Source organism: Halopseudomonas salegens (genome assembly GCF_900105655.1).
GTDB lineage: Bacteria > Pseudomonadota > Gammaproteobacteria > Pseudomonadales > Pseudomonadaceae > Halopseudomonas > Halopseudomonas salegens.
Genome location: NZ_LT629787.1, coordinates 62,288 through 85,217 on the forward strand (window position 1 = coordinate 62,288; position 22,930 = coordinate 85,217).

Consider the following 22,930-nt stretch of genomic DNA (forward strand, 5'->3'; position numbering starts at 1 on the left):
TGCCCTCCGGATTACTGCGCTTTCCTGACGCGCAGATACCATTCCGACAACAGCCGCACCTGCTTTTCGGTGTAGCCGCGCTCGACCATGCGGGTAACAAAGTCGTTGTGCTTTTTCTGGTCCTCGTTGGAGGCTTTGGCGTTGAAGCTGATGACCGGTAGCAGATCTTCGGTGTTGGAGAACATCTTCTTCTCGATCACGCCGCGTAATTTTTCGTAGGACAGCCAGCTCGGGTTCTTGCCATTGTTGTTGGCACGGGCGCGCAGCATGAAGTTGACGATCTCGTTGCGGAAGTCTTTCGGATTGCTGATACCCGCAGGTTTCTCGATCTTCTCCAACTCTTCATTCAGCGATGCGCGGTTGAGGATTTCGCCGGTATCCGGGTCACGGTATTCCTGGTCCTGAATCCAGAAGTCGGCGTACATTACATAGCGGTCGAAAATGTTCTGCCCGTACTCGCTGTAGGATTCCAGGTAAGCAGTCTGGATTTCCTTGCCGATAAAGTCGACATAGCGCGGCGCCAGGTATTCCTTGAGGAAGCGCAGGTAGCGCTCGCTGACCTCGGCGTTGTACTGCTCCTGTTCGATCTGTTGTTCCAGCACATACAGCAGGTGCACCGGGTTGGCGGCGACCTCGGTGTTGTCATAGTTGAACACCCGCGAGAGGATCTTGAAGGCAAAGCGGGTCGACAGACCATTCATGCCTTCATCCACGCCGGCAGTGTCGCGGTATTCCTGGATCGATTTGGCCTTGGGGTCGGTATCTTTCAGGTTCTCGCCATCGTAGATACGCATCTTCGAGTAGACGTTGGAGTTTTCCGGCTCTTTCAGGCGCGACAATACGCTGAACTGGGCGAGCATTTTCAGCGTGTCCGGTGCGCAGTGGGCATGGGCCAGCGAGCTGCTGGTCAGCAGTTTCTGGTAAATCTGGATTTCATCGCTGACACGCAGGCAGTAGGGCACCTTGACGATATAGATACGGTCGAGAAAGGCTTCGTTGTTGCGGTTGTTGCGAAAGGTCTGCCATTCGGACTCGTTGGAGTGCGCCAGAATAACTCCGTTGAACGGGATCGCGCCGAGGCCTTCGGTGCTGTTGTAGTTGCCTTCCTGGGTCGCGGTCAGCAGGGGATGCAGTACCTTGATCGGCGCCTTGAACATTTCGACGAATTCCATCAGGCCCTGGTTGGCGCGGCAGAGTGCACCGGAGTAGCTGTAGGCGTCCGGATCATTTTGCGGAAATTCCTCCAGCTTGCGGATATCGACTTTGCCCACCAGCGCAGAAATATCCTGGTTGTTCTCGTCACCGGGTTCGGTCTTGGCAATGGCGATCTGTTGCAGAATTGAGGGGTAGAGCTTGACCACGCGGAACTGGCTGATGTCGCCGTTGAACTCGTGCAGTCGCTTGACCGCCCAGGGCGACATGATGCTGTTGATATAGCGGCGCGGGATGCCGTAATCCTCTTCAAGAATAGTCGCATCCTCATCGGCATTGAACAGGCCCAGTGGGGATTCAAATACCGGCGAGCCCTTGATGGCGTAAAAGGGGACTTGTTGCATCAGGGCCTTGAGCTTTTCCGCCAGCGAGGACTTGCCGCCGCCGACCGGGCCGAGCAGGTAGAGAATCTGTTTCTTTTCCTCCAGTCCCTGGGCGGCATGGCGGAAGAAGGACACGATCTGTTCAATCGATTCTTCCATGCCGTGGAAGTCAGCGAAGGCAGGGTAACGCTTGATTACCTTGTTGGAGAAGATGCGCGACAAGCGCGGGTCCATCGAGGTATCGATCAGCTCGGGCTCGCCAATGGCCTGGAGCAGGCGCTCCGAGGCGGTGGCATAGGCCATGGGATCAGTTTTGCACAGCTCCAGGTACTCCTGCAGGCTGTATTCTTCCTGCCGGGTGGCTTCGTAACGGTTTTGGAAATGACTGAATAAGCTCATGGCACGACCTCGCTCTAACCCTGTATGAGGTCCGGGCTTCCACACAGTGGCCCGCCGTTGCTGCGGCACGTGGGTGAGCACATCCAGATGCGTTATTCCCCCAATACCACCCGTCAAGGGCAAGGCCAGGAAGTCTGTCGGAGAAGGCAGCTAGCCAGATCAGGCTTTACCGCCAGGTCCGGCAGGCTTCCCGAGTCAGGAAGCCGGCAGACCGGCTTTCAATTTGGCAGCGTGATGATGCTCGAATCTCACGCTTACCTTTTTCGATTGCCTGATTAAGAGGATAGTTCGTTTGGCGCAGGGGGAAAGTAATAATTTTTTATTTCTGTTGCGGCGGGTGTCATTCAGCGCTCTGGCTGACCTGATCCGGGTAGCTCTGTTGCCAGAGTTCGAAGCCACCATCCAGACTGTAGACTTCGGCAAAACCGAGCCCGGCCAGATAGTCGGCAGCGGGCTGACTGGAGTTGCCGTGGTAGCAGCAAACGATCACGGCAGTAGCCTGCTCGGCGTTGGCGACCCAGTCAGCCAGGTTGCTGTTATCCAGGCGCACAGCGCCGGGCATGTGGCCCTGGGCAAAGCTGTGCGGGTCGCGAATATCCACCAGTTGGGCACCCTGCTGGCAAAGTGCAGCAGCCTGTTCGGGGTTGATCCGGTTGAAACTGGCCATGGTTTGCCTCCTCAATGCTCGCAAGCGCAGCTGATGCTTTCGCCGCTGTTCAGGTTCATCAGGGTCATGCGGTTGCCCCAGACGCAGCCGCTGTCGAGGCCGATGACATTGCTCAGGCCGGTTTTGCCTTCTAGCGCGGCCCAGTGGCCGAAGATCAGCCGAATCTCCGGGTCTTTGCGTGGGTAACTGAACCAGGGAGCATATCCCTTGGGGGCACTGTCGAGCCCCTCCTTGGATTTGAAGTCGAGCGTGCCGTCGGCTTTGCAGAAGCGCATGCGGGTAAGGTAGTTGGTAATCATCCGCAAACGGTCGATGCCTTTCAGCTCCGGTTTCCAGCGCGAGGGTTCGTTGCCGTACATCTCGTCGAGAAACCAGGGTAGCTGCTTGTCACAACGGACCACCTCAGACACTTCATCTGCCCGTTTCAGGGTTTGCTTGACGCTCCAGATCGGGGGGATACCGGCATGCGTCATCAGGGTATTCAGCTCTTCGTCGAAGTGCGCCAGGGGGCGCTGGCGCAAACTACCCAGCAGGATATCGCGATCCGGCGCCTTGAGAATCGGTAGCAGGGTATCGGATTTGCGCAGGCGGCTACGATCGCGGGCGGAAGCCAACAGGTGCAGGTCGTGGTTGCCGAGTACGGCTATGCAGGCGTTATCCAGCTGGTTCAGGAAACGCAGCGTTGCCAGAGAATCCGGCCCGCGGTTGACCATGTCGCCGACCGACCAGAGCACATCGGTCGAGGGATTGAAGTCAACCTCGGCCAACAGACATTGCAATGGTTTCAGGCAACCCTGCAGGTCGCCGACAGCATAGGTGGTCATGGCCGGGCCTTGTGCATCAGTTCAGCGCGTTGGGCTTGGTCAGCCGGAACAGCGGGATCGGGGCACGGAATTTACGTCCATCGGCACACAGCATGCCATAGCTGCCCTGCATGGTGCCAATCGGGGTTTCCAGGATACAACCGCTGGTATAGGTATGGCTGTTGCCGGGCTCAATGGTCGGCTGCTCGCCCACCACGCCGGGCCCGCTGACCTGCTCTTCCTTGCCATTGCCGTCGGTTATCAACCATTGACGGTCAAGCAACTGTGCGCTGTGCGTACCCTGGTTGCTTATGGTGATGGTGTAGGCAAAAGCATAGCGATTGCGCTCGGGCAGTGATTGTTCACTCAGAAAGCGGGTGGCAACAGCGATATGGATTGTGTCGATCAGGGTCTGACTCATAAGGTTTGCTCGTTGTTGTCTGCCTTGCCCAGGCGGTTGGCCAGGCGAACAAAGCCGGCCAGATCAACCTGCTCAGGGCGCAGACCGGGGTCAATGCCTTCTTCCTCGATGATCTGGGCACTGAGCAGGCGCTTGAGCGTGTTGCGCAAGGTCTTGCGCCGCTGATTGAAAGCCTCACGCACCACGATTTCCAATTGCCGGGGGTCACTGGCTGGATGCGGTAGCTGGTGGTGGGGTGTCAGCCGGACGATGGCTGAGTCGACCTTGGGCGCGGGACTGAAGGCGCCGGAACCGACGTCGAACAGGTGCTCGACCTGACAATGGTACTGCACCATGATGCCGAGGCGGCCGTAGTGATTGTCGCCCACACCGGCAGCCAGTCGTTGCACCACTTCTTTTTGCAGCATGAAGTGCATGTCGCGAATGTGCGTGGCCTGGTTGAGCAGGTGAAACATCAACGGCGTGGAAATGTTGTAGGGCAGGTTGCCAACCACGCGCAGCGGGCGTTCGTCATCCTCCAGAGTGCTGAAGTCAAACTTCAGCGCGTCGCCTTTGTGTAACTGGAATTGCGGATTGTGGCCAAATTGGGCTAGCAGGACAGGGTGTAGATCCCTGTCCAGTTCGACGACATCCAGACGCGCTCCGCTGCTCAGCAGGCCGGCCGTTATGGCGCCCTGACCCGGACCGATCTCCACCAGGTGCTGGTCTGCCTGTGGATGAACGGCACGCAGAATACGGTTGATCACGCCCTGATCGTGCAGGAAATTCTGACCGAAGCGCTTGCGGGCCCGGTGCGGAGCAAAATCTGTCATGCCTGAGTCCTGGCTGCCAGCATCTCGCTGGCAGTATGCAGGGCGACCCGGAGGCTGCCGACATCTGCCCGGCCGCTTGCGGCCAGATCCAGTGCCGTTCCATGGTCGACCGAAGTGCGAATAATGGGCAGGCCAAGGGTGATGTTCACCGCCTGGCCAAAGCCCTTGTGCTTGAGTACCGGCAAGCCCTGATCATGGTACATGGCCAGAACCGCATCGGCTGATTGCAAATGTTTCGGGGTAAATAGCGTATCCGCTGGCAGTGGGCCAACCAAATCCATGCCCTCGCTGCGCAGACGCATTAGCAGCGGAATAATGATATCCAGCTCTTCACGGCCAAGGTGGCCATCTTCTCCGGCATGCGGGTTGAGACCGCAGACCAGGATGCGCGGCTGGCGAATGCCGAACTTGGTTTGCAGGTCGTGCTGCAGTATGCGCAGCACCCGCTCCAGCAGTGCTGGCGTGATGGCATCGGCGACGGCACGCAAGGGCAAGTGGGTCGTCGCAAGTGCCACCCGCAGACCGGGGCAGGCCAGCATCATTACCACTTGTTCAGTCCCGGTCAGCTCGGCAAAAAATTCGGTATGGCCACTAAAAGGCACCCCGGCCTCATTGATTACGCCCTTATGTACCGGGGCGGTAACGATCGCGGCAAAGTGTCCGCGCATGCAGCCTTCGCCGGCGAGCCGCAAGGTCTCGAGTACATAGCGGCCATTGGCCGGATCCAGCTTGCCGGGGTGGCAGGGCGCGGCGAGCCGGACTGGCAGCACGCTGAGTTCGCCGGCGGCCTGGGCCCGGGGCGGGCGGCCGGGATCAAAGGGACTGATGCTGACCTGCAGGCCCAATAATGCGGCGCGTTCGGCCAGCAGATTCGGGTCGGCAATGACTACCCGTTCATGTGCACAAGGCTCGCTGGCCAGTTGCAGGCAGAGATCAGGACCAATACCTGCTGGCTCACCAGCGGTTAACGCGATCGCCGCAACGGGCACTAGATCTTGATCTCGACGTAGGCATCCTGGCGAATCTCCAGCAGCCAGGTCTGCAGTTCGTCATCGAATTTGCGATTTTGCAGCAAGCTGGTGGCTTGTTGCTCACGCATGTCGTCAGTCATGTCCACGCGACGCTGGTCGGTCACTTCGATGATGTGCCAGCCGTACTGGGTTTCCAGTGGGCGCGATACCTGCCCTTCGGGCAAGGTGGTCATGACTTCAGCGAACTCCGGCACCACACTGTCAGCGGTGGTCCAGCCCATGCTGCCGCCATTCAGCGCACTGCCCGGGTCTTCCGAGAAGGCGCGGGCCAGATTTTCGAAGGATTCGCCATTGCGGATGCGTTCGTACAGACGCTGGATCAGTTGTGCTGTTTCATTCTCGCTACGGATTTCGCTGGGGCGGATCAGGATATGGCGAACCTGGTACTCGGTGACCAGTTGACCATCACCACCGCGCTCCTCCAGCAACTTGAGAATATGCAGGCCAGAGGGCGAGCGCAGCGGGCGGGTAATTTCACCAACGTCCAGCTCACTGACGGCACTGGCAAAGGCGCCGGGCAACTGGTTTGCCTTGCGCCAGCCAAGCTCGCCACCTTCCAGACCCAGGTCGCCACCCGCGTGGCTGCGCGCCAGATCGGCAAAGTCCGCACCGGCCTGCAGTTCCTGATAAATATCGTCTGCAGCAGCACGGATGCGGGCTTCTTCTTCGGCGCTGGCATACTCATCCAGGGGCAGGATGATCATTGCCAGACGGAATTCCTCGGCCAGCTGCGTGCGACCCAGCTCCGAGTTGAGGAAGTTGCGCACTTCCTGGTCGCTGACCTGAATGCGCTCGGCTACCCGGCGCTGACGCACCCGGCTGATGATCATTTCCCGGCGCACCTGTTCACGGGCTGCGGCATAGCTGATGCCATCCCGTTCCAGCGCGGCACGAAACTCGTCAAGGGTTACGCCATTGCGTTGAGCCAGTTGTTGCATGGTCTGGTTCAGGCTGTTGTCGTCAATGCGGATACCGGCCCGGTCACCCATCTGCAACTGGATGCTTTCCAGAATCAGTTGTTCGAGTACCTGTTGGCGCAGCACGTCTGCCGGGGGTATTTCACCGCCCTGTTCGCTGACCTGGCGGCGTACATTATCCACCCGTTGCTGCACCTGGCTGAGCATGACCACGTCGTTATCGACAATGGCGGCAACCCGGTCCAGTGGCACCACCTGTGCCTGTGCGCTAGTGATAAACAGGCCTGCGCACAGGCTGAGGACTGCGGTGTAAAGCTTAAAAGGCATTATTGTCTCGCTCTCTGTAGCCAGGGATACCATCGGTAAGCAGGGTTTCAACATTGCTGCCAGTCATATTGCCCAGACCCTTGAACACCACCTGCAAGAAAATGCCGCGGTCGGGCTGGTCATTCTGCCTGGGATTCAAGCTGGTTTCGTCATAATCAATCCAGTAGCGGTTAATGACCCGGAACTTCCAGCAGCAGCTTTCATATTCAAAACCACCAAAGGCATCCACCGTCTGATTGCGACCATAGTCCCGCAACCAGCGGCCGATCAGGCTCCAGTTGTTGCCAACCGGCCACATGAAGGAAACGTCATGCTGGTCGGTTTTATAGTAATTGGCAATGTAGCTATCGGTACCTGGTGTGCCGAAGTCCGGATTGAACGTCCATACGCCGCTTTCGCGGTCAAAGCGCAAGCGGTCTTTGCGATAACGATAGGCGAGGTTGACAATCTTCCGCGGGTCCTCGGCTGACTGATATCGCCAGGCGATACTGCCGGAACGCGTAGTGCGCTGGTCAGTATCCCAGTTAAGTTCAGCATTCAGACGCCAATCCTGATTGAAACGCAACTGGTATTGCAGCGCGAGCGGCGACACGGATGATTGCTCGGTTGCCCGGTTGCGATAATCGATACCCCTGAGCTGTACCTTGCGATCACTGAAGTAAAGCGCCTGGCCGATACTCACTCGCTGTCGCTCAATCCCGTTTTCCTGAATCCAGCGGTTGGTCAGGCCAAATGAAAGCTGGTTGGCATCGCCGATCCGGTCCTTGCCGGAAAAACGGTTGTCACGCCACAGGGACGCATAACTGAAGCCAATCTCGCCGGTGTCGAAAATTGGAATATCCCGCTGATCTTTTTCAGGTACGTACAAATAAAACAAACGCGGTTCCAGTGTTTGGGTATATCCCTGATCGAAAAGTTCCGTTTGCCGGTCAAAGTAGAGTCCGCTGTCCAGGCTGAAAATCGGTATGCTGCGGTCCTGGGATGATTGATAGCGCTCATCGGGCAACAAGGTGCTGCGGCCCTGACCGTCGAGCGAGAGATCATAGCGGGTATAGGCAAACTTGACGCTGGGCGTGACATACCCCCACTCGGCTCTGAGGGGCAGGCTGATTGCCGGCTCAATGTGTACCCGCTCACCTTCAGCGCGGGTAAGGCCGGTTAACCGGTCGTCATACCAGCGTTGATCCGGGGTTCCAGTGTTGCCATCCCGGTCGGTAAAAAAGCCGCTCATCAGGTTGCGTTCAAATCTGACGTACTCGCTGCCGTAGCTGGCTTTCAGCCCAAAAGGCATTCCCGGAACAGCCCCGTCCAGCGTGACCTGAGGCAAACGGTCATAGGGTGTGATATCCGTGACTGTGGCTCTTTCATAGGCGTGCAGGTTCAGCCCGGCAATAAAGTTGTTTCCACGCCAGCTCAGGTTGCCGCGCTGGTCGAGAAAGCTGCCGGTATTGATGCCGGTATTGGTCGACAGATCCTGAAAGTAGTAGGGGTCACTGATGTCGGTGTAATCAACCGAGGCAAGCAACCTTGGCGTAATGTCCGTCTGGTGCTGCCAGCTGTACATCCAGCGCTCGGAGCGGTATTTGGACTGTTCCTTGCGTTCTTTTTCCCGATCATCCAGCGCCGCTGCAGCAAATTGCCCTTCGCTGCGTCCGGTCAGATAACGAAACTCGCCTTCCATCAACAAGCCGCGATCACTGAGCAGCTGCGGGTACAAGGTGGCATCGTAATTGGGTGCCAGGTTGAAATAGTAAGGAACAGTGAGCTCGCTGCCCGAGTTGCTGCTGGCCGAAATGGACGGGACCAGGAAACCGCTCTGTCGACGGTCATCAATCGGGAAACGGATGTAGGGTGTGTAAAAGACCGGAAAGTCCTTGACCCGAAGGGTCACGTTGCGGGCTTGCCCCCAACCTTCTTCCTGATTGAGTTCAACTTCCTTGCCGTGCAGCGCCCAGGCATTGTTGCCGGGTTCGCAGGTGGTGTAGGTCGCGTCATTCAACAGAATGACAGCGTCTTCACGACGGTCAATTCGGGCCGCTGTCCCACGCGCATGCTGAGCATGCAGAACATATTCAGCACCTTCGACACGGGTCGCCCCGGTGTCTGTTTCCAGTTCGGCCCGGTCGGCCAGCAACAACATGCCACGATCACGGAGGCGAACCTCTTCACTGAGCGTTATTCGGTTACTGGTGCGATCAAAACTGGCTTGCTGTGATTCGGCCTGCAGCTGGCCGCGATTCAGCAGGACGTTACCCGTTAGTTCGCCGACGTCCTGTGACTGCGCGAACTGGCCGGTATCCGCTTCGGCGAACACCGTCAACTGGTCGGGGGCAGTGGTATCATCGCGCCCGCTGCGCGGAGGTTCAACATAAGTGCCTCCGCAATAGGGCGCGATGCGCGCTTGCATATCGGGGCTGAGCTCTTCCCGCGAGACCCAGTCAAGGTGACGGTAGGCGGTATCCGCTGCAGCCGGTGTAGCCGGTTGACGGGTATTGGCTGTTTCGGTTGCAGTTGGCGCAGCGTCCTGCGGAGCCGCCGTTGGTCGCTGTGGACGCGGTGGCAGAGGGCTGGTTGCTGTGTGTGGCGAACAATCCCAGCCCTGACCATCCGCGCTGGCACGACAGTCAACCTGCTGAGCCAGAGTGGTCATGGGTTGGGCCAGCAGGACACTGCCAGCCAGCAGAAGGGGAAAGCGCAGCGCGAAAGGTGGTGAACGATAGGCCATGGTGTTGTTATCCGGCTTCCAGTCTGGATGTGGCAGTACCTTGTGCGCGCCAGGCGCAACAGGCATGCTGCTGTTGATCGTCAGGATTGTGGATAATAAAGCATTGGGCGCTGCCAGAGCCAGCGCCAGCCGGACAGGAATTCAAATGATGGATGCCAGAGAAGTGCAATTGCGTCAGTGGTTGCCCGCCGCCATTGCGCAGGCAGCGCCTGAGCTTGGGCCTTTGCCCGCTGCCGAGCCGATCCTGAGCGCGGCCAGTGCCGATGCCAGCGCGCGGCGATATTTTCGTTGGCAGCAGGGCGATTTCAGCCTGATTATCATGGACGCGCCGCCGGAACAGGAAGACAGTCGGCCTTTTGTGCGGATTGCCGAGCTGATGACAGAGGCGAGCGTGCGGGTGCCGCGGATTTTTGTCAGCGATTTGCAGCAGGGCTTTTTGCTGCTGGAGGATATGGGGCAACGAACCTTTCTGGAACAGATTCAGGCGGGTATCTACGACAGCTGGCTGGAGCAGTTGTTCAGTGCTGCCATTGACAGCCTTGTGCGCTGGCAACAAGCCAGCCGGCCGGGTGTTTTACCGCCCTATGATAGTGCCGTGTTGCAGCGCGAGCTGGAGCTTTTTCCGGACTGGTATGTGGCGAGGCATCTGCAATGCAGCTTTAGCGAGGTGGATCGTGCAGACTGGGCCGAGTTGTGTCAGCTGTTGCTCGCCAGCATCAATGCCGAGACTCGTGTTTTTGTACATCGTGATTACATGGCGCGCAACCTTATGGTGCCTGCCAGTGGCGAGCCGGCGGTGCTGGATTTTCAGGACGCGCTCTATGGCCCCGCCAGTTATGATGCTACCTCGCTATTTGCCGATGCTTTTTTCAGTTGGCCGGAGCCGCGGCGTGATGCCTGGATGCACAGTTACTGGCAACGTGCTCGTGCAGCAGGCATCGAACTGCCGGGCGACTATGCGGTTTTCCAGCGGCAATACCGCTTGATGGGCGTGCAGCGGCACCTGAAAGTACTGGGTATTTTTGCTCGCATAAGTTACCGCGATGGCAAGCCCCGTTATCTGGATGATGCCCCGCGTTTTCTGGCCTACTTGCAGAGCGCCTGCCAGGCCGAGCCTGAGTTGGCTCCCCTGCAACGCTTGCTTGCACGGCTGGAATTAACGCCATGAAAGCCATGCTGCTGGCGGCGGGCAAGGGCGAACGCATGCGGCCGCTGACCCTGCATACCCCCAAACCCTTGCTGCTGGTGGCTGGCAAGCCCTTGCTGCAGTGGCACCTGGAAGCACTGGCGCGGTCGGGTATCCGTCAGGTGGTCATCAATCATGCCTGGCTGGGTGAGCAGATCGAGGCACACTTTGCCGACGGTGCCGCACTGGGTGTCGAGATACAGTGGTCACGGGAAACAGAGCCACTGGAGACCGGTGGCGGCATCTTTCAGGCGCTGCCCTTGTTGGGCGATCAACCCTTTGTGCTGGTCAACGGCGATATCTGGACTGATTTCGACTTCGCCGGTCTGCAGTTGCCGGCCAACAAGCTGGCGCACCTGGTGTTGATCGACAATCCTGCTCATCACCCGCAGGGCGACTTTGTTATGCGGCAAGGGGCGGTCAGGAATCCCGCTGCAGAACAGACAGGCCTGACCTACAGTGGTATCGCGGTGATTCACCCGGCACTCCTGGCCGGTCAGACTCCTGGCCGGTTTGCCCTGGCCCCGCTGCTGCGTGCGGCAGCAGATAAGGGTCAGCTCAGCGGCGAGTACTTTGCCGGTTGCTGGATCGATGTGGGTACCCCGGAGCGTCTGCAACAGGCGGCCAACGCAGCGGAGCGGATGACATGCTCTGGCCGGTAACCCTGGCCGGCGGTCTGCTGGGTGCCGCGGCTGCCGGTATACCCGGGGCTTTACTCGGTGCCGTGCTGGGGCATGCCCTGGACCGGCACTGGCGATTGCGTCGCTGGACTGATGTGCCGGTTCGGCTGCGCGCACTGGGCGGTCGGAAGCTGAGCTTTGAGCGCGTACTGTTTCTCTGTCTCGGGCATATGGCCAAGGCCAATGGCCGAGTGCAGGCCGTGCACCTGCAACTGGCGCGTGACCTGATGCAACAATACCGGCTGGACGAGACGCGTCGGCTGCAAGCCATGCGCTGGTTCAACGAGGGGCGCGACCAGGCACGTAGTCTGGAACGTCTGGTCGCACGCTTTGCTCGCCGCGAACCGGCTCTGGCAGTGGAGTTGATGGACGCCTGCTGGCGCATGGCACTGGCCAGCGGCAGCCTGGCCAGTGCTCAGCAGCAGTTGCTTAATCAATGGGGCAAGAAAGTCGGTGTTGGTCGCGGTGAACAACAGCGAATGCATCAAAAGCACCGCCCACACAGTCAGCAGCAGGCACCCGTCGCCCGGGAAGATCAACTGCAGCGCGATGCCCGTTTGCTTGGCGTGGCACTGGCGGATAGCCCGGACTCAATTCGGCGTGCCTATCGTCGCCAACTCAGTCGCCATCATCCGGACAAACTGAGTGCCCGTGGTGCCAGCGCCACTGTGCAGAACAATGCCGGCGAACAGATTCGTGATATCAAGGCGGCCTATGCGCGTATCCGCCAGTATCGCGGATTTTGAGCTCGGCGACTTATTTGCGCAGCCAGCCTTCTATGCGGCGATTCAACGACGTTTCCGACTGCCCCGGCAGCAGCGGATGCTGAACCTGATCATAGTTATGGCTACGACCAAGTCGACGGATTTCACGTTCCCGTCGCCGCAGCTGCTCGGGGTCGGGTTCGTCTCGGCTGTGAATTTCCAGCAGTGGCCTGTCCCAGGCTTCCAGCAGGCGGTGCAAGGGTTCACCCGCCGGCCATGGGCGTGGATCAAGCAGAACAACCTTGCCGAGGGCTGGATCATTGCTGTCCTGTCCGGCGGTTCGAAGTACCCACCAGGCGGCTTCACCCTGCCCTAGCAGGGCAACCTGTTCGGCACCTTCAGCTTGCAATGCCAGCCAGGCCTGACGCAGGCGCTGGCGAATTTGCTCGGCATGGGCCTGGCGGGCAATTTCCTGTTCGGCATCGCTCAGATGATCCAGATTGCCCAGTCTGTCCGGCAAGCTGATCGACAGCGTATGCCAGCCGGCATCACTCAAGTGGCGACGACTGGCAGCAATCAGGCGCGGAGCATCGGCATGCTCGCCACGGTCAGCGACCAGCAAAACCCCACCCAGGGGGGCGGGTCGGGCAGCGGGCAGGAAAAGGCCGAGGAAGTTGTCATCACCCGCTTCCAGCTGACGGAATTGTTCCTTGTCCAGTTCGCGTCGCAACGCTGCTTCTTGTCGACTGCTGCGACTGGGCAGATCAGCTCTTTGACTCAGAGCCGAAGGCTCTGTGGCGGGCGGGGTGTCGGCCGCCAGCGCATGAACGAATGTGCCCGATAGCAGGGAAAGCGTGCAGAATAACAGCAGGCAAGGGCGTAAGCGCATGGGGGCATCCTGAAACCGGCAATGGTCGGTACAAGAGTGCACTATCGGGTACAATAGGCGCAAATAATGCTGTTACCGGATATCCGCTATGCCTGATTACGCCATTGCCCCTTCGATTCTGTCGGCCGACTTTGCCCGCTTGGGTGAAGAGGTCGATCGTGTTCTTGCCGACGGTGCTGACATTGTTCATTTTGATGTCATGGACAACCACTACGTACCCAACCTGACCATTGGCCCGATGGTGTGCAGTGCCTTGCGCAAGTACGGCATCACTGCACCCATTGATGTGCATCTGATGGTCAAGCCGGTGGATCGCATCATTGGTGATTTTCTCGAAGCGGGTGCCAGCTATATCACTTTCCATCCGGAAGCCAGTGAGCATGTTGATCGTTCGCTGCAGCTGATCAAGGAAGGGGGCGCCAAAGCGGGTCTGGTGTTCAATCCGGCAACCTCGCTGGATGCCCTGAAGTACGTGATGGACAAGGTGGATATGGTGCTGCTGATGAGCGTCAACCCCGGTTTTGGCGGCCAGAAGTTTATTCCCGCTACCCTGGACAAGCTGTGTGAAGCGCGGGCGCTGATTGATGCCAGCGGGCGGGATATTCGTCTGGAAGTGGATGGCGGTGTGAATGTGCAGAATATTCGCGCCATTGCCGAAGCCGGTGCCGATACCTTTGTGGCCGGCTCGGCGATTTTCAATCAGCCGGATTATCGGGCGGTGATTGATGCCATGCGGGCTGAGTTGGCTCAGGTAAAAGTATAAATATTTTGGCTTGCATGGCTTTGCGCTGGCAGCAGCGGCTGAAGATCCATGCCGGACACGCCGTGAATACTTCCCTGTAGGCTCGTAGATGCTCGCAGAAAATTGCTCCTGCATTTTCTGCGCTTCCGCCATCCCTGGCGGTCGCTTGGCATCTAACGGTACGGCATGGGTCTCCAGCCGCTGCTGCCGGTTGGCCGTGTGCGCGCTGTCCGATACAAGACACATGATTGGTGTGCTAAGTGACGCGTTTGCAAAAGTTCTTCCCGGATAAAAGCCCCCAACTCGTCATGTTCGACCTTGACGGTACCCTGATCGACTCGGTGCCGGATCTGGCGGCAGCGGTGGATCGCATGTTGCAGCAGCGTGGCCGCGCCCGGGCCGGGGTCGACAAGGTGCGTTTGTGGGTGGGTAATGGTGCGCGGGTGCTGGTGCGGCGGGCGCTGGCAGGCAGCATTGAGCATGCGATGGTGGATGAGGTTGAAGCCGATGCCGCGCTGGCTGACTTTCTGCAGGCTTATGCGGCGGACCATTCGCGCAGCCAGTTATACCCCGGTGTGCGTGAATATCTGGATTATCTGCAGCAGCAAGGCACTCCGCTGGCGCTGATCACCAACAAGCCCAGTAGCTTTCTGCCGGATCTGCTCGCTGCCCATGGCTTGCAACAGCATTTTACCTGGGTACTGGGCGGCGACAGCTTGCCGGTACAGAAGCCCGATCCGGCGGCGTTGCATCAAGTGCTGGCAGAGGCGCAGGTGAGCGCGCGGCAGGCCTTGTTTGTGGGCGACTCGCGCAGTGACATCCTTGCCGCCCGCGCGGCAGGCGTGCCCGTGGCGGCAGTGACCTATGGGTATAATCATGGCCGGCCGATTAGCGAGGAAAACCCTGACCTGCTGGTTGATTCACTGGCTGCGCTCATATAGCCTACGGACTTCCCACCCGATGGATGAATCAGCCGTGTTTGTCAGCAACCGCAAACTGATGAGAGTCATCAAAGCGCTCGCCCGCTGGCGTTGGCGTGCCTGATTGATAGCACCTGCCCCGTGCGCGCAGGTAACCGGTTTGTGTGACAATAATTTTGCCCCATGAGGCTGATCATGACTGAAGAAGAATTCAATCGCCTGGCTGGCCAGGACTTCAACCGCATACCGCTGGTGCGGGAAGTACTGGCTGACCTCGATACCCCGCTGTCTACTTATTTGAAACTGGCCGATGGCCCTTATTCCTACCTGCTGGAATCCGTGCAGGGTGGAGAGAAATGGGGGCGTTACTCTATTATCGGCTTGCCAGCCCGCACAGTATTGAAGGTGTATGAGCATCACGTCAGCGTACTGATGGATGGCATCGAAACCGAGCAGCACGAGTGTGCCGATCCGCTGGCTTTTGTCGAAGAATTCAAGGCACGTTATCGGGTCTCGGATATTCCCGGATTACCGCGCTTCAATGGTGGTCTTGTCGGCTATTTCGGCTATGACTGTGTGCGCTATGTCGAACAACGTCTGGCGCATTGCCCGAACCCGGATCCGCTGGGTAATCCGGATATCCTGTTGATGGTGTCGGATGAAGTGGTGGTCTTCGACAACCTGGCCGGCAAGTTGCACGCCATCGTGCTCGCTGATCCGGCTGAGGCGGGCGCTTTCGCCGCTGCCAATGCACGGCTGGACCAATTGCTTGAGCAACTCCGCCAGCCACTGGCTGAGCGCAAGGCATTGTCGCTGGATAATCCCCCGGACTGCGAGCTTGATTACCGTGCCAGTTTCACTCGCGAGGATTACGAGCGGGCAGTGGATACGGTGAAGGAATATATCCTTGCTGGCGACTGTATGCAGGTGGTGCCGTCGCAGCGTATGAGTATCGACTTCAAGGCTGCACCGATTGATCTGTATCGGGCTTTGCGCAGCCAGAACCCGACGCCCTACATGTATTTCTTCAACTTTGGCGACTTCCATGTCGTCGGTAGCTCGCCGGAAGTGCTGGTGCGGGTGGAGGACGGTGAAGTAACCGTACGCCCGATTGCCGGTACACGCCCGCGTGGCGCAACGCCCGAGGCTGACCTGGCGCTGGAACAGGATCTGTTGGCCGATGCCAAGGAGTTGGCCGAGCACCTGATGCTGATTGACCTGGGTCGCAACGATGTCGGTCGCGTGGCCAAGGTTGGCCAGGTCGAGGTGACCGAGAAAATGGTCATCGAGCGTTACTCCAACGTCATGCACATTGTATCCAACGTCAAAGGGCAACTGCTGGATGAGTTGACCCCGATGGATGCGCTGCGCGCCATTCTGCCCGCCGGCACCCTGTCCGGCGCACCGAAGATTCGCGCGATGGAAATCATTGATGAGCTGGAGCCGGTCAAGCGTGGCGTCTATGGTGGTGCCGTCGGCTACTGGGCGTGGAACGGCAATATGGATACAGCCATTGCAATCCGGACGGCGGTCATCAAGAACGGCGAGCTGCATGTGCAGGCCGGTGGTGGCATTGTCGCGGATTCGGTGCCGGCATTGGAATGGGAAGAAACCATCAACAAGCGCCGTGCCATGTTCCGGGCGGTGGCTCTGGCTGAACAGTCGGCGGTTTAAGGCACATGCCAGGCGCAGTAAAACGGCTGATCCTTGCCGTGGTGGTGCTCCTGGCCATGGCTTTGCTCTGGCGCTACTTGATCGATATCGGTTGGATCAGCGCTGAAAAGCTGAAGGACTTGCTCTTGCAGGCCTCCGCCTGGCAGCAAAGCATCTGGCTGTTACCGGCACTGATTGTGTTGTATGTGGTGTCACTCAGCATCATGTTTCCGCTCACGCTACTGGTCGTTGCTACCGGTTTTCTGTTCGATCCGCTCTGGGCGATTCTGTATGCCAGCATCGGGTCCCTGGCTTCGTCGGCAGTGAGTTATTTTATCGGGCATTACCTGGGGCGTGAAGCGATCGACCAGCATGGTAACGGCAGGATAAAAAGGGTAGGTGCCTTTATGCAGAGCAATACGGCCTACAGCATGATTGTGATCAATCTGCTCCCCATCGCTCCCTTTACCATGACCAACATGTTGGCGGGTGCCTTCAACATGCGTTTTTTGCCCTACATGATTGGCTCGGCTATCGGTCTGATTCCCGGGCTGGTCGCGGTGATTCTGCTGGGTGGTCAGTTGGGCAGGATTTTGCTGGCAAGTGAGTCAGAGCAAGTCTGGCAGGCTCTGGCTGTTGCGGCTGTGGTGATCGTTGCCCTGGCCGTCATCATTTATCTGACCAACAGGCGGGTTCACCTGGACGAGTAGGCATCGGGACAGACCGTGGCCGCGGTTTCAAGTGGCCTGTTCAGCATGAAAAGCGGCCAGCACTTCGCTGTAGAAGCCATCGATATTGTTGGCGAAGACACTGACATCGTGTTGCTCGGCAACGGCAACTGCGGCGTGTGAGAATTGCAGGCGTTTTTCTTCATTGCCCAGTAACTCGCTCACCTTGCTCGACCATATGCCAATATCATCCAGGGTCTTGTAGCCGGTATGGCCATCGTCGATGACATCATCGATACCGCTTGAGCGGATAGCCACGACGGGGAGGCCGGCTGACATGGCTTCAAGAATAACCATGCCCTGAGTCTCGGATTTTGAGGCAAACACGAAAAGATCGGCCATTTGATAATACGCCGGCATGTCTTCGGGTTTGACCGGGCCGGCAAATACGACCCTGTCCGCAACGCCCAGGGATTGTGCATGTTTCTGCAAAAACGCCTTGTCATCCCCCTGCCCAACCAGGACCAGCCGAACAGGCTGCTCGGGATTTTTTTGCAGTTCGGCCAGAGCATCGAGCAGGAACTTGATGTTCTTCTCCTTGCCCAGCCGTGAAACACTGATAAGCACCTTCTCTGTGATGCCCAGGCCGAGCTGTTGGCGCAGGTGCTCTCTGGTCAAACGATGTGGTTGGTTGAAATGCGCAAACTCGACTCCGGTTGGCTGCACAAACAACTGCCTGTCTACGCCGATCAAGCGTAGATACTCTGCCGTCGAATAGGTGGGTACAACGATACCGTTACACTTGTTGCAGAAGCGCCGGATGATCAGGTGCGAAATGACGTTGCGGAAGAGTGCGCCCGGGAGTGGTACATAATGTGCGTACATTTCCAGCCGCGTGTGGTAGGTATAAATCACGGGCACGCCCGCCCGTTTTGCCCGCCACATACCCAACGAGCCCAACCAGAAAGGATGGTGCACATGAACCAGGTCAGGGCGTAACTGGTTCATTTGTTTTTTCAGGCCGGCCTGTAGCGGGTTGGTCAGACGAAATTCACGACTCTGACCGAAAGACAGCAAGGTACGTACGCGGGTGATGTCCGGCATGGGGGGTGTCGACTTGCCATAATCAGGCGCGACAATATGCACATGGTGGCCCAGCTGTTTCAATCCTTCCGAAAGCCGCTGGATGGACAAGGTGACGCCGGAGATAAACGGGAAAAAATTGTTGGTGAAAAAAACGATACGTTTCTTTCGCTGGCGATACTGGCTGTCATCAATACTGAAATGGGTATAAAAATCACGATCCTGGTAGATGATTTCACGCAGTTTCAGGCCGACCAGCACCAGCACGCTGACGATGATCAGCAGGCGGGCAAGGCTCACGTAAAAGAAGGTATAGATAGCCGACCAGATGCTGTCCAGGGTTCGCAACAGGGATGATTTGCCGATGTCGGGCGTGATCGGGTTTATTGCAATCTGGTCGCCATTGACCGACACGGCAAGGTAATGATGAAAGCTGTTTTCGCCATCAACGATAATGCCGCCACCGCCACCCGTTGTGATGTGCTGCACGCCGTTGATGTTGGTCTCATGCAGTAGTGACAGGTTTGTCGAGAAAACCATATCCACTTCCCCTTGCTCGATGATCTCGAGTAATTGGCGAGCAATCTCGGGGTCGGAGAAATAGTTGTCTTCTTCAAAGATGGGCGTTTCTTCCAATGGTGGGTGCAGTGGCAGACCGACAAACAGAAAGCGATTGTCGGCCTCGCTGTTGTCCAGCTCGCGACTTAACCAGTCCAACTGCCAACGATAGGGTGAATTGCCGGTACCATCGAGGAAGATGAAGTGATTGTTGCCGACAGTGAAAGAAAAGAAATAGGGCCCTAAATACTGGTAATAACGGAAATCACCAAAGTCACTGTTCTCGTTCTCGCCATAGGTCAAGAGCCAGGGCATTTCCAGCTCTGCAAGCATGTTGAGTAAAGACCGATAATTTTCTTCCGCGCCGCTGCTGACGGCGTTGCCTGCGGAGATCAGAAACCTGTGCTCAGACTGATTCAGCACGGGAATCATCTGCTTCTGGAAAATGTTCGAGGAGTTGTTTATGTTGCCGATGACGGCGAATGAAAATACCTGCTCGTTGCCTACCGAGGCGTGTATCTCTTCGAGCTGCGCAACATGCATCGAAGCGTAGCGGGATTCGGAGAAAAACAGGTACAGCTGGTAGGTTATCAGTACCAGTACCAGCAAAACGACCAGATAATAAGCAAGTTGGAGTCTGCTGGGCTTTTGCATTGAGCTGGGGTGTCTCCATTCTGGCTCGGTTGTTTGATGGCACGAGTATAGCGGCATCAACCGGTGAAATGTATCGGCCCCGGTGCGCACGAGCCAGGCTGGTGATGTGGACGTCAGGCAAGCCCGGCGTGCTATAATTTTTGCCTTGAAAAACTCGGGGCAAGCAGCTGCAGGGGTGATGGCAGAATAACGCTGCGAACGTCACTGCGATGGCTTGAAGAGCCAGGAAAAATGCCCGATGCCTGAGCATCGTCTGTCCCTGTCTTCTTTGTCTTGCCTGTTTCGGCGTCGGTGCCAAGGTTTAACGTACCGATATTTCACGCCCGGCCTACGCTCATTTCCCGTAAATAGAGCCACACCCATTGAATACGCAGAGGATGTCGTGTCCAGGATACTGATGATCGATAACTACGATTCCTTCACCTACAACGTGGTGCAGTACTTTGGCGAGCTGGGTGCCGAGGTCAGGGTCATCCGCAATGATGAACTGAGTATCGAGCAGATCGCTGATCTGCAGCCGGAACGCATTGTGATTTCCCCCGGTCCTTGCACACCGACCGAAGCGGGTGTTTCCGTGCCGGTGCTCAAGCACTTTGCCGGCCAACTACCGATTCTGGGTATCTGCCTGGGACACCAGAGTATTGGTCAGGCATTTGGTGGTGATGTGGTGCGCGCACGGCAGGTCATGCATGGCAAGACCAGCCCTGTCTTCCATGACCGGCAGGGGGTGTTCGCGGGCCTGGAGAACCCTTTGACGGTGACCCGTTACCATTCCCTGGTTGTCAGTCTCGCTACCTTGCCGGACTGCCTCGAAGTGACGGGCTGGACTCAGCATGAGGATGGTTCGGTCGACGAAATCATGGGTCTGCGCCATCGCGAATTCTGTATCGAGGGTGTGCAATTCCACCCTGAATCGATTCTGTCCAGGCAGGGGCATGAGCTCCTGGCCAATTTCCTCGAACAACAAGGTGGCCGCCGCTAAGCCGCACAGGGAGACATCATGGATATCAAACAGGCACTGGCCAAAGTGGTCGAGCACATTGATCTGAGCACGGAAGACATGCAGGACGTGATGCGTCAGATCATGACCGGGCAATGTACGGATGCACAGATTGGCGGATTTCTGGTTGCCCTGCGGATGAAAAGCGAGAGCATCGATGAAATTACCGGCGCTGCGCAGGTCATGCGTGAACTGGCGGCCACCGTCGAGATCAAGGCCGAGCGGTTGGTGGATACCTGCGGTACCGGTGGTGATGGCGCGAATATATTCAATGTATCGACCGCCGCCGCGTTGGTGGTCGCCGCCGCTGGTGGTCAGGTGGCCAAGCATGGCAATCGCGCAGTATCCGGCAAGAGCGGCAGTGCCGACCTGCTGGAAGAAGCCGGCGTCTATCTGGACCTGAGTCCGGAACAGGTCGCCCGTTGCGTGGAAAGTGTCGGGGTCGGCTTTATGTTCGCCCCGGCGCATCACGGTGCGATGAAGTATGCCATTGGTCCCCGTCGCGAGCTGGGCATGCGGACCATTTTCAATATGCTCGGGCCGATGACCAATCCGGCCGGGGTGCGTCATCAGGTGCTGGGTGTATTCAGTGAGCAACTGTGTCGGCCGATGGCTGAAGTGCTGAAACGTCTGGGCAGCGAGCATGTGCTGGTGGTCTGTGCCAAAGATGGCCTGGATGAGTTCAGTCTGGCCAGCCCGAGTCATGTGGCGGAACTGAAAAACGGTGAGATTCGTGAATACCAGATCAGCCCCGAAGATGTCGGCCTCAAGAGTCAGAGCCTGATCGGGCTCAGCGTCGAGAACCCGCAGGCCTCGTTGACGTTGATCCGGGATGCCCTGGGCAAGCGTGAAAGCGAAGCCGCCGAGAAGGCTGCCGATATGATCATTCTCAATGCCGGCGCTGCACTCTACGCCATGGATCAGGCGGCAACACTGAAAGAAGGCGTCGACCTGGCGTCGGATGCGCTGTACTCCGGTCTGGCGCGGGAAAAGCTTGCCGAACTGGTGGCCTTTACCAATGTTTATCGTGAGGAGGCGGGTCAGTGAGCGTGCCGACCATTTTGCAGAACATCATCACGCGCAAGTACCAAGAGGTTGCCGAGCGGAGTCAGCTCACCTCGCTTGACGAGCTTGAACGGCTGGCGGCTGTTGCGGATGCTCCGCGGGGTTTCTCCCGCGCGCTGATGGAGCGTGCGGCACGGCGCGAGCCGGCGGTCATCGCGGAGATCAAGAAAGCGTCGCCGAGCAAGGGTATCTTGCGTGAAAACTTTGACCCTGCAGCGATCGCGCTCAGTTATGAGCAGGGAGGCGCGGCCTGTCTCTCGGTGTTGACCGATGTCGATTACTTTCAGGGTAGTGACGATTACCTGCGCCAGGCACGTGCAGCCTGTGCTTTGCCGGTTATCCGCAAGGATTTTCTGGTTGACCCCTATCAGGTGGTGGAAGCCCGTGCCATGGGTGCGGACTGTATTCTGTTGATTGTTTCGGCATTGGATGATGTGCAGTTGCACGAGCTTGCCAATGTGGCGCGTACGCACGCACTGGATGTGTTGGTGGAAGTGCATGATGGCGCCGAGCTGGAACGAGCGCTGGCGCTGGATACGCCGCTTATCGGCATCAACAACCGCAATCTGCATACCTTCGAGGTTACTCTGGATACCACCCTGGATTTGCTGCCTCAGGTCCCGGCGGACCGTTTGCTGATTACCGAAAGCGGTATTCTCAATCGCGCTGATGTTGAATTGATGCGGGCGCATGAGGTGTACAGCTACCTGGTTGGTGAAGTCTTCATGCGCGCCGCCAACCCGGGCGCAGAGCTCAAGCGCCTGTTCTACTGAGCACCTGCGCTGCCGCTTTTGAGCAGCCATGGTGCGTAGTGTCTTGCTTGATCAATCAGTTTTATTGATTGATTGGAACCATATATTGCGCTTTTTGTCTGACTGGTTCGATGTGAGAATGCCTTCATTGAATTGTCGGATGGGCGATATGCAGCTTAAAAACACCTCTCTCACCTATGGCTGGATAGCCATCGGCTTTCATTGGCTGGTTGCCGTCACGGTAATCGGTCTGGCTGTGTTGGGCCTGTGGATGACCGATCTGACGTACTACAGCCCCTACTATCGCAGTGCACCTTTCTGGCACAAGAGCATCGGCGTTTCCCTGGTGTTGGTCTTGCTGCTGCGCCTGATCTGGCGCTGGTGCAATCCCCGTCCGGCACATATCGCTGCCCACAAGGGCTGGGAAAAACGCTTGGCTGGGCTGGTACATGGTTTGTTGTACCTGTTGTTGGTAGTCATCGTGATCAGTGGCTACCTGATTTCTACCGCGAACGGGCAGGGCATTGATGTATTTGGCTGGTTTACCCTGCCTGCGCTGGTGTCAGGCTTGCCGGAGCAGGCTGATCGCGCCGGGTTTGTGCATTACTGGTTGGCAATTACCGTGTTGGTTCTGGCTGGGATTCATGCGCTGGGTGCGCTGAAACATCATTTTATTGACCGCGATAATACCTTGCGGCGCATGCTTGGGCTGCGCTTGCATTCATCTGAGGAGCATTGA

General features: G+C 57.8%; 20 protein-coding genes and 1 pseudogene. 11 read left to right on the top strand and 10 right to left on the bottom strand.

The window, feature by feature from the left end; genetic code table 11:
* Positions 1 to 11: 11 nt before the first annotated feature.
* From BLU07_RS00280 to BLU07_RS00315, 8 genes are all read right to left on the bottom strand, one after another.
* Positions 12 to 1,934 carry a PrkA family serine protein kinase gene (locus BLU07_RS00280; RefSeq protein WP_092383025.1) on the bottom strand — a complete coding sequence of 641 codons (1,923 nt, stop codon included), beginning with the start codon at positions 1,932 to 1,934 and terminating at the stop codon, positions 12 to 14.
* A gap of 340 nt (positions 1,935 to 2,274) precedes the next feature.
* Positions 2,275 to 2,601, bottom strand: coding sequence for a thiosulfate sulfurtransferase GlpE (gene glpE, locus BLU07_RS00285; protein ID WP_092383027.1), 327 nt, complete (start codon positions 2,599 to 2,601; stop codon positions 2,275 to 2,277).
* Between the two features lie 11 nt (positions 2,602 to 2,612).
* Positions 2,613 to 3,425 carry a symmetrical bis(5'-nucleosyl)-tetraphosphatase gene (locus BLU07_RS00290; RefSeq protein ID WP_092383029.1) on the bottom strand — a complete coding sequence of 271 codons (813 nt, stop codon included), beginning with the start codon at positions 3,423 to 3,425 and terminating at the stop codon, positions 2,613 to 2,615.
* A gap of 16 nt (positions 3,426 to 3,441) precedes the next feature.
* Positions 3,442 to 3,825 (bottom strand): Co2+/Mg2+ efflux protein ApaG, encoded by a 384-nt coding sequence (gene apaG / locus BLU07_RS00295; protein WP_092383031.1) that lies wholly within the window; start codon positions 3,823 to 3,825, stop codon positions 3,442 to 3,444.
* The gene (gene rsmA, locus BLU07_RS00300) at positions 3,822 to 4,637 is read right to left on the bottom strand and encodes a 16S rRNA (adenine(1518)-N(6)/adenine(1519)-N(6))-dimethyltransferase RsmA (RefSeq protein ID WP_092383033.1); all 816 of its coding nucleotides are present in this window, start codon (positions 4,635 to 4,637) and stop codon (positions 3,822 to 3,824) included. Before rsmA ends, apaG begins: the two co-directional genes overlap by 4 nt.
* Positions 4,634 to 5,626, bottom strand: a complete 993-nt coding sequence (gene pdxA, locus BLU07_RS00305) for a 4-hydroxythreonine-4-phosphate dehydrogenase PdxA (RefSeq protein WP_092383035.1) — start codon at positions 5,624 to 5,626, stop codon at positions 4,634 to 4,636. Before pdxA ends, rsmA begins: the two co-directional genes overlap by 4 nt.
* Complete coding sequence (locus BLU07_RS00310) at positions 5,626 to 6,912, bottom strand: peptidylprolyl isomerase (RefSeq protein ID WP_092383037.1); 1,287 nt, start codon at positions 6,910 to 6,912, stop codon at positions 5,626 to 5,628. The genes pdxA and BLU07_RS00310 overlap by 1 nt, the downstream gene beginning before the upstream one ends.
* Positions 6,902 to 9,637, bottom strand: a complete 2,736-nt coding sequence (locus tag BLU07_RS00315) for an LPS-assembly protein LptD (protein ID WP_092389466.1) — start codon at positions 9,635 to 9,637, stop codon at positions 6,902 to 6,904. Before BLU07_RS00315 ends, BLU07_RS00310 begins: the two co-directional genes overlap by 11 nt.
* A 145-nt stretch (positions 9,638 to 9,782) precedes the next feature.
* On the opposite strand from BLU07_RS00315, the gene BLU07_RS00320 reads away from it, so the two are divergent.
* The 3 genes from BLU07_RS00320 to BLU07_RS00330 are packed head-to-tail and all read left to right on the top strand — an operon-like array spanning position 9,783 to position 12,249.
* Positions 9,783 to 10,805: an aminoglycoside phosphotransferase family protein gene (locus BLU07_RS00320; RefSeq protein WP_092389468.1), complete on the top strand. Its 1,023-nt coding sequence runs from the start codon at positions 9,783 to 9,785 to the stop codon at positions 10,803 to 10,805.
* Positions 10,802 to 11,485, top strand: coding sequence for an N-acetylmuramate alpha-1-phosphate uridylyltransferase MurU (gene murU / locus BLU07_RS00325; RefSeq protein WP_092383039.1), 684 nt, complete (start codon positions 10,802 to 10,804; stop codon positions 11,483 to 11,485). Before BLU07_RS00320 ends, murU begins: the two co-directional genes overlap by 4 nt.
* Entirely contained in the window at positions 11,470 to 12,249 is a 780-nt protein-coding gene (locus BLU07_RS00330; protein ID WP_092383041.1) for a TerB family tellurite resistance protein, read from the top strand. Before murU ends, BLU07_RS00330 begins: the two co-directional genes overlap by 16 nt.
* A 10-nt stretch (positions 12,250 to 12,259) precedes the next feature.
* On the opposite strand, the gene BLU07_RS00335 is transcribed toward BLU07_RS00330, so the two are convergent.
* Positions 12,260 to 13,096 carry a DUF3530 family protein gene (locus BLU07_RS00335; RefSeq protein ID WP_092383043.1) on the bottom strand — a complete coding sequence of 279 codons (837 nt, stop codon included), beginning with the start codon at positions 13,094 to 13,096 and terminating at the stop codon, positions 12,260 to 12,262.
* 88 nt (positions 13,097 to 13,184) lie between these two features.
* Between BLU07_RS00335 and rpe the strand changes: the two genes are divergently transcribed.
* The 4 genes and pseudogenes from rpe (at position 13,185) to BLU07_RS00355 (ending at position 17,121) form a co-directional block, all read left to right on the top strand.
* Positions 13,185 to 13,859, top strand: coding sequence for a ribulose-phosphate 3-epimerase (rpe, locus tag BLU07_RS00340; protein ID WP_092383045.1), 675 nt, complete (start codon positions 13,185 to 13,187; stop codon positions 13,857 to 13,859).
* Positions 13,860 to 14,098: 239 nt separating this feature from the next.
* Positions 14,099 to 14,882, top strand: a pseudogene (locus BLU07_RS00345) (phosphoglycolate phosphatase).
* A gap of 71 nt (positions 14,883 to 14,953) precedes the next feature.
* A complete protein-coding gene (trpE, locus tag BLU07_RS00350; RefSeq protein WP_092383049.1) occupies positions 14,954 to 16,432 on the top strand; it encodes an anthranilate synthase component I in 1,479 nt (492 codons plus the stop codon).
* A 5-nt stretch (positions 16,433 to 16,437) separates the two neighbouring features.
* A complete protein-coding gene (locus BLU07_RS00355) occupies positions 16,438 to 17,121 on the top strand; it encodes a TVP38/TMEM64 family protein (RefSeq protein ID WP_092383051.1) in 684 nt (227 codons plus the stop codon).
* A gap of 27 nt (positions 17,122 to 17,148) precedes the next feature.
* Here BLU07_RS00355 and BLU07_RS00360 read toward each other — a convergent pair whose 3' ends face one another.
* The gene (locus BLU07_RS00360) at positions 17,149 to 19,374 is read right to left on the bottom strand and encodes a glycosyltransferase (protein ID WP_092383053.1); all 2,226 of its coding nucleotides are present in this window, start codon (positions 19,372 to 19,374) and stop codon (positions 17,149 to 17,151) included.
* A 397-nt stretch (positions 19,375 to 19,771) separates the two neighbouring features.
* Between BLU07_RS00360 and BLU07_RS00365 the strand changes: the two genes are divergently transcribed.
* From BLU07_RS00365 to BLU07_RS00380, 4 genes are all read left to right on the top strand, one after another.
* Positions 19,772 to 20,356, top strand: a complete 585-nt coding sequence (locus tag BLU07_RS00365; protein ID WP_092383054.1) for an anthranilate synthase component II — start codon at positions 19,772 to 19,774, stop codon at positions 20,354 to 20,356.
* 18 nt (positions 20,357 to 20,374) lie between these two features.
* Positions 20,375 to 21,421 (top strand): anthranilate phosphoribosyltransferase, encoded by a 1,047-nt coding sequence (gene trpD, locus BLU07_RS00370; RefSeq protein WP_092383056.1) that lies wholly within the window; start codon positions 20,375 to 20,377, stop codon positions 21,419 to 21,421.
* Complete coding sequence (trpC, locus tag BLU07_RS00375; protein WP_092383058.1) at positions 21,418 to 22,212, top strand: indole-3-glycerol phosphate synthase TrpC; 795 nt, start codon at positions 21,418 to 21,420, stop codon at positions 22,210 to 22,212. Before trpD ends, trpC begins: the two co-directional genes overlap by 4 nt.
* A gap of 148 nt (positions 22,213 to 22,360) precedes the next feature.
* Positions 22,361 to 22,930: a cytochrome b gene (locus tag BLU07_RS00380; protein ID WP_092389470.1), complete on the top strand. Its 570-nt coding sequence runs from the start codon at positions 22,361 to 22,363 to the stop codon at positions 22,928 to 22,930.

Coding starts and splice junctions, on each gene's coding strand:
- BLU07_RS00280 (WP_092383025.1), bottom strand. CDS start 1,934: ATGAGCTTATTCAGTCATTTCCAAAACCGTTACGAAGCCACCCGGCAG.
- glpE (WP_092383027.1), bottom strand. CDS start 2,601: ATGGCCAGTTTCAACCGGATCAACCCCGAACAGGCTGCTGCACTTTGC.
- BLU07_RS00290 (WP_092383029.1), bottom strand. CDS start 3,425: ATGACCACCTATGCTGTCGGCGACCTGCAGGGTTGCCTGAAACCATTG.
- apaG (WP_092383031.1), bottom strand. CDS start 3,825: ATGAGTCAGACCCTGATCGACACAATCCATATCGCTGTTGCCACCCGC.
- rsmA (WP_092383033.1), bottom strand. CDS start 4,637: ATGACAGATTTTGCTCCGCACCGGGCCCGCAAGCGCTTCGGTCAGAAT.
- BLU07_RS00310 (WP_092383037.1), bottom strand. CDS start 6,912: ATGCCTTTTAAGCTTTACACCGCAGTCCTCAGCCTGTGCGCAGGCCTG.
- BLU07_RS00315 (WP_092389466.1), bottom strand. CDS start 9,637: ATGGCCTATCGTTCACCACCTTTCGCGCTGCGCTTTCCCCTTCTGCTG.
- BLU07_RS00320 (WP_092389468.1), top strand. CDS start 9,783: ATGATGGATGCCAGAGAAGTGCAATTGCGTCAGTGGTTGCCCGCCGCC.
- murU (WP_092383039.1), top strand. CDS start 10,802: ATGAAAGCCATGCTGCTGGCGGCGGGCAAGGGCGAACGCATGCGGCCG.
- BLU07_RS00330 (WP_092383041.1), top strand. CDS start 11,470: ATGCTCTGGCCGGTAACCCTGGCCGGCGGTCTGCTGGGTGCCGCGGCT.
- BLU07_RS00335 (WP_092383043.1), bottom strand. CDS start 13,096: ATGCGCTTACGCCCTTGCCTGCTGTTATTCTGCACGCTTTCCCTGCTA.
- rpe (WP_092383045.1), top strand. CDS start 13,185: ATGCCTGATTACGCCATTGCCCCTTCGATTCTGTCGGCCGACTTTGCC.
- trpE (WP_092383049.1), top strand. CDS start 14,954: ATGACTGAAGAAGAATTCAATCGCCTGGCTGGCCAGGACTTCAACCGC.
- BLU07_RS00355 (WP_092383051.1), top strand. CDS start 16,438: ATGCCAGGCGCAGTAAAACGGCTGATCCTTGCCGTGGTGGTGCTCCTG.
- BLU07_RS00360 (WP_092383053.1), bottom strand. CDS start 19,374: ATGCAAAAGCCCAGCAGACTCCAACTTGCTTATTATCTGGTCGTTTTG.
- BLU07_RS00365 (WP_092383054.1), top strand. CDS start 19,772: ATGATCGATAACTACGATTCCTTCACCTACAACGTGGTGCAGTACTTT.
- trpD (WP_092383056.1), top strand. CDS start 20,375: ATGGATATCAAACAGGCACTGGCCAAAGTGGTCGAGCACATTGATCTG.
- BLU07_RS00380 (WP_092389470.1), top strand. CDS start 22,361: ATGCAGCTTAAAAACACCTCTCTCACCTATGGCTGGATAGCCATCGGC.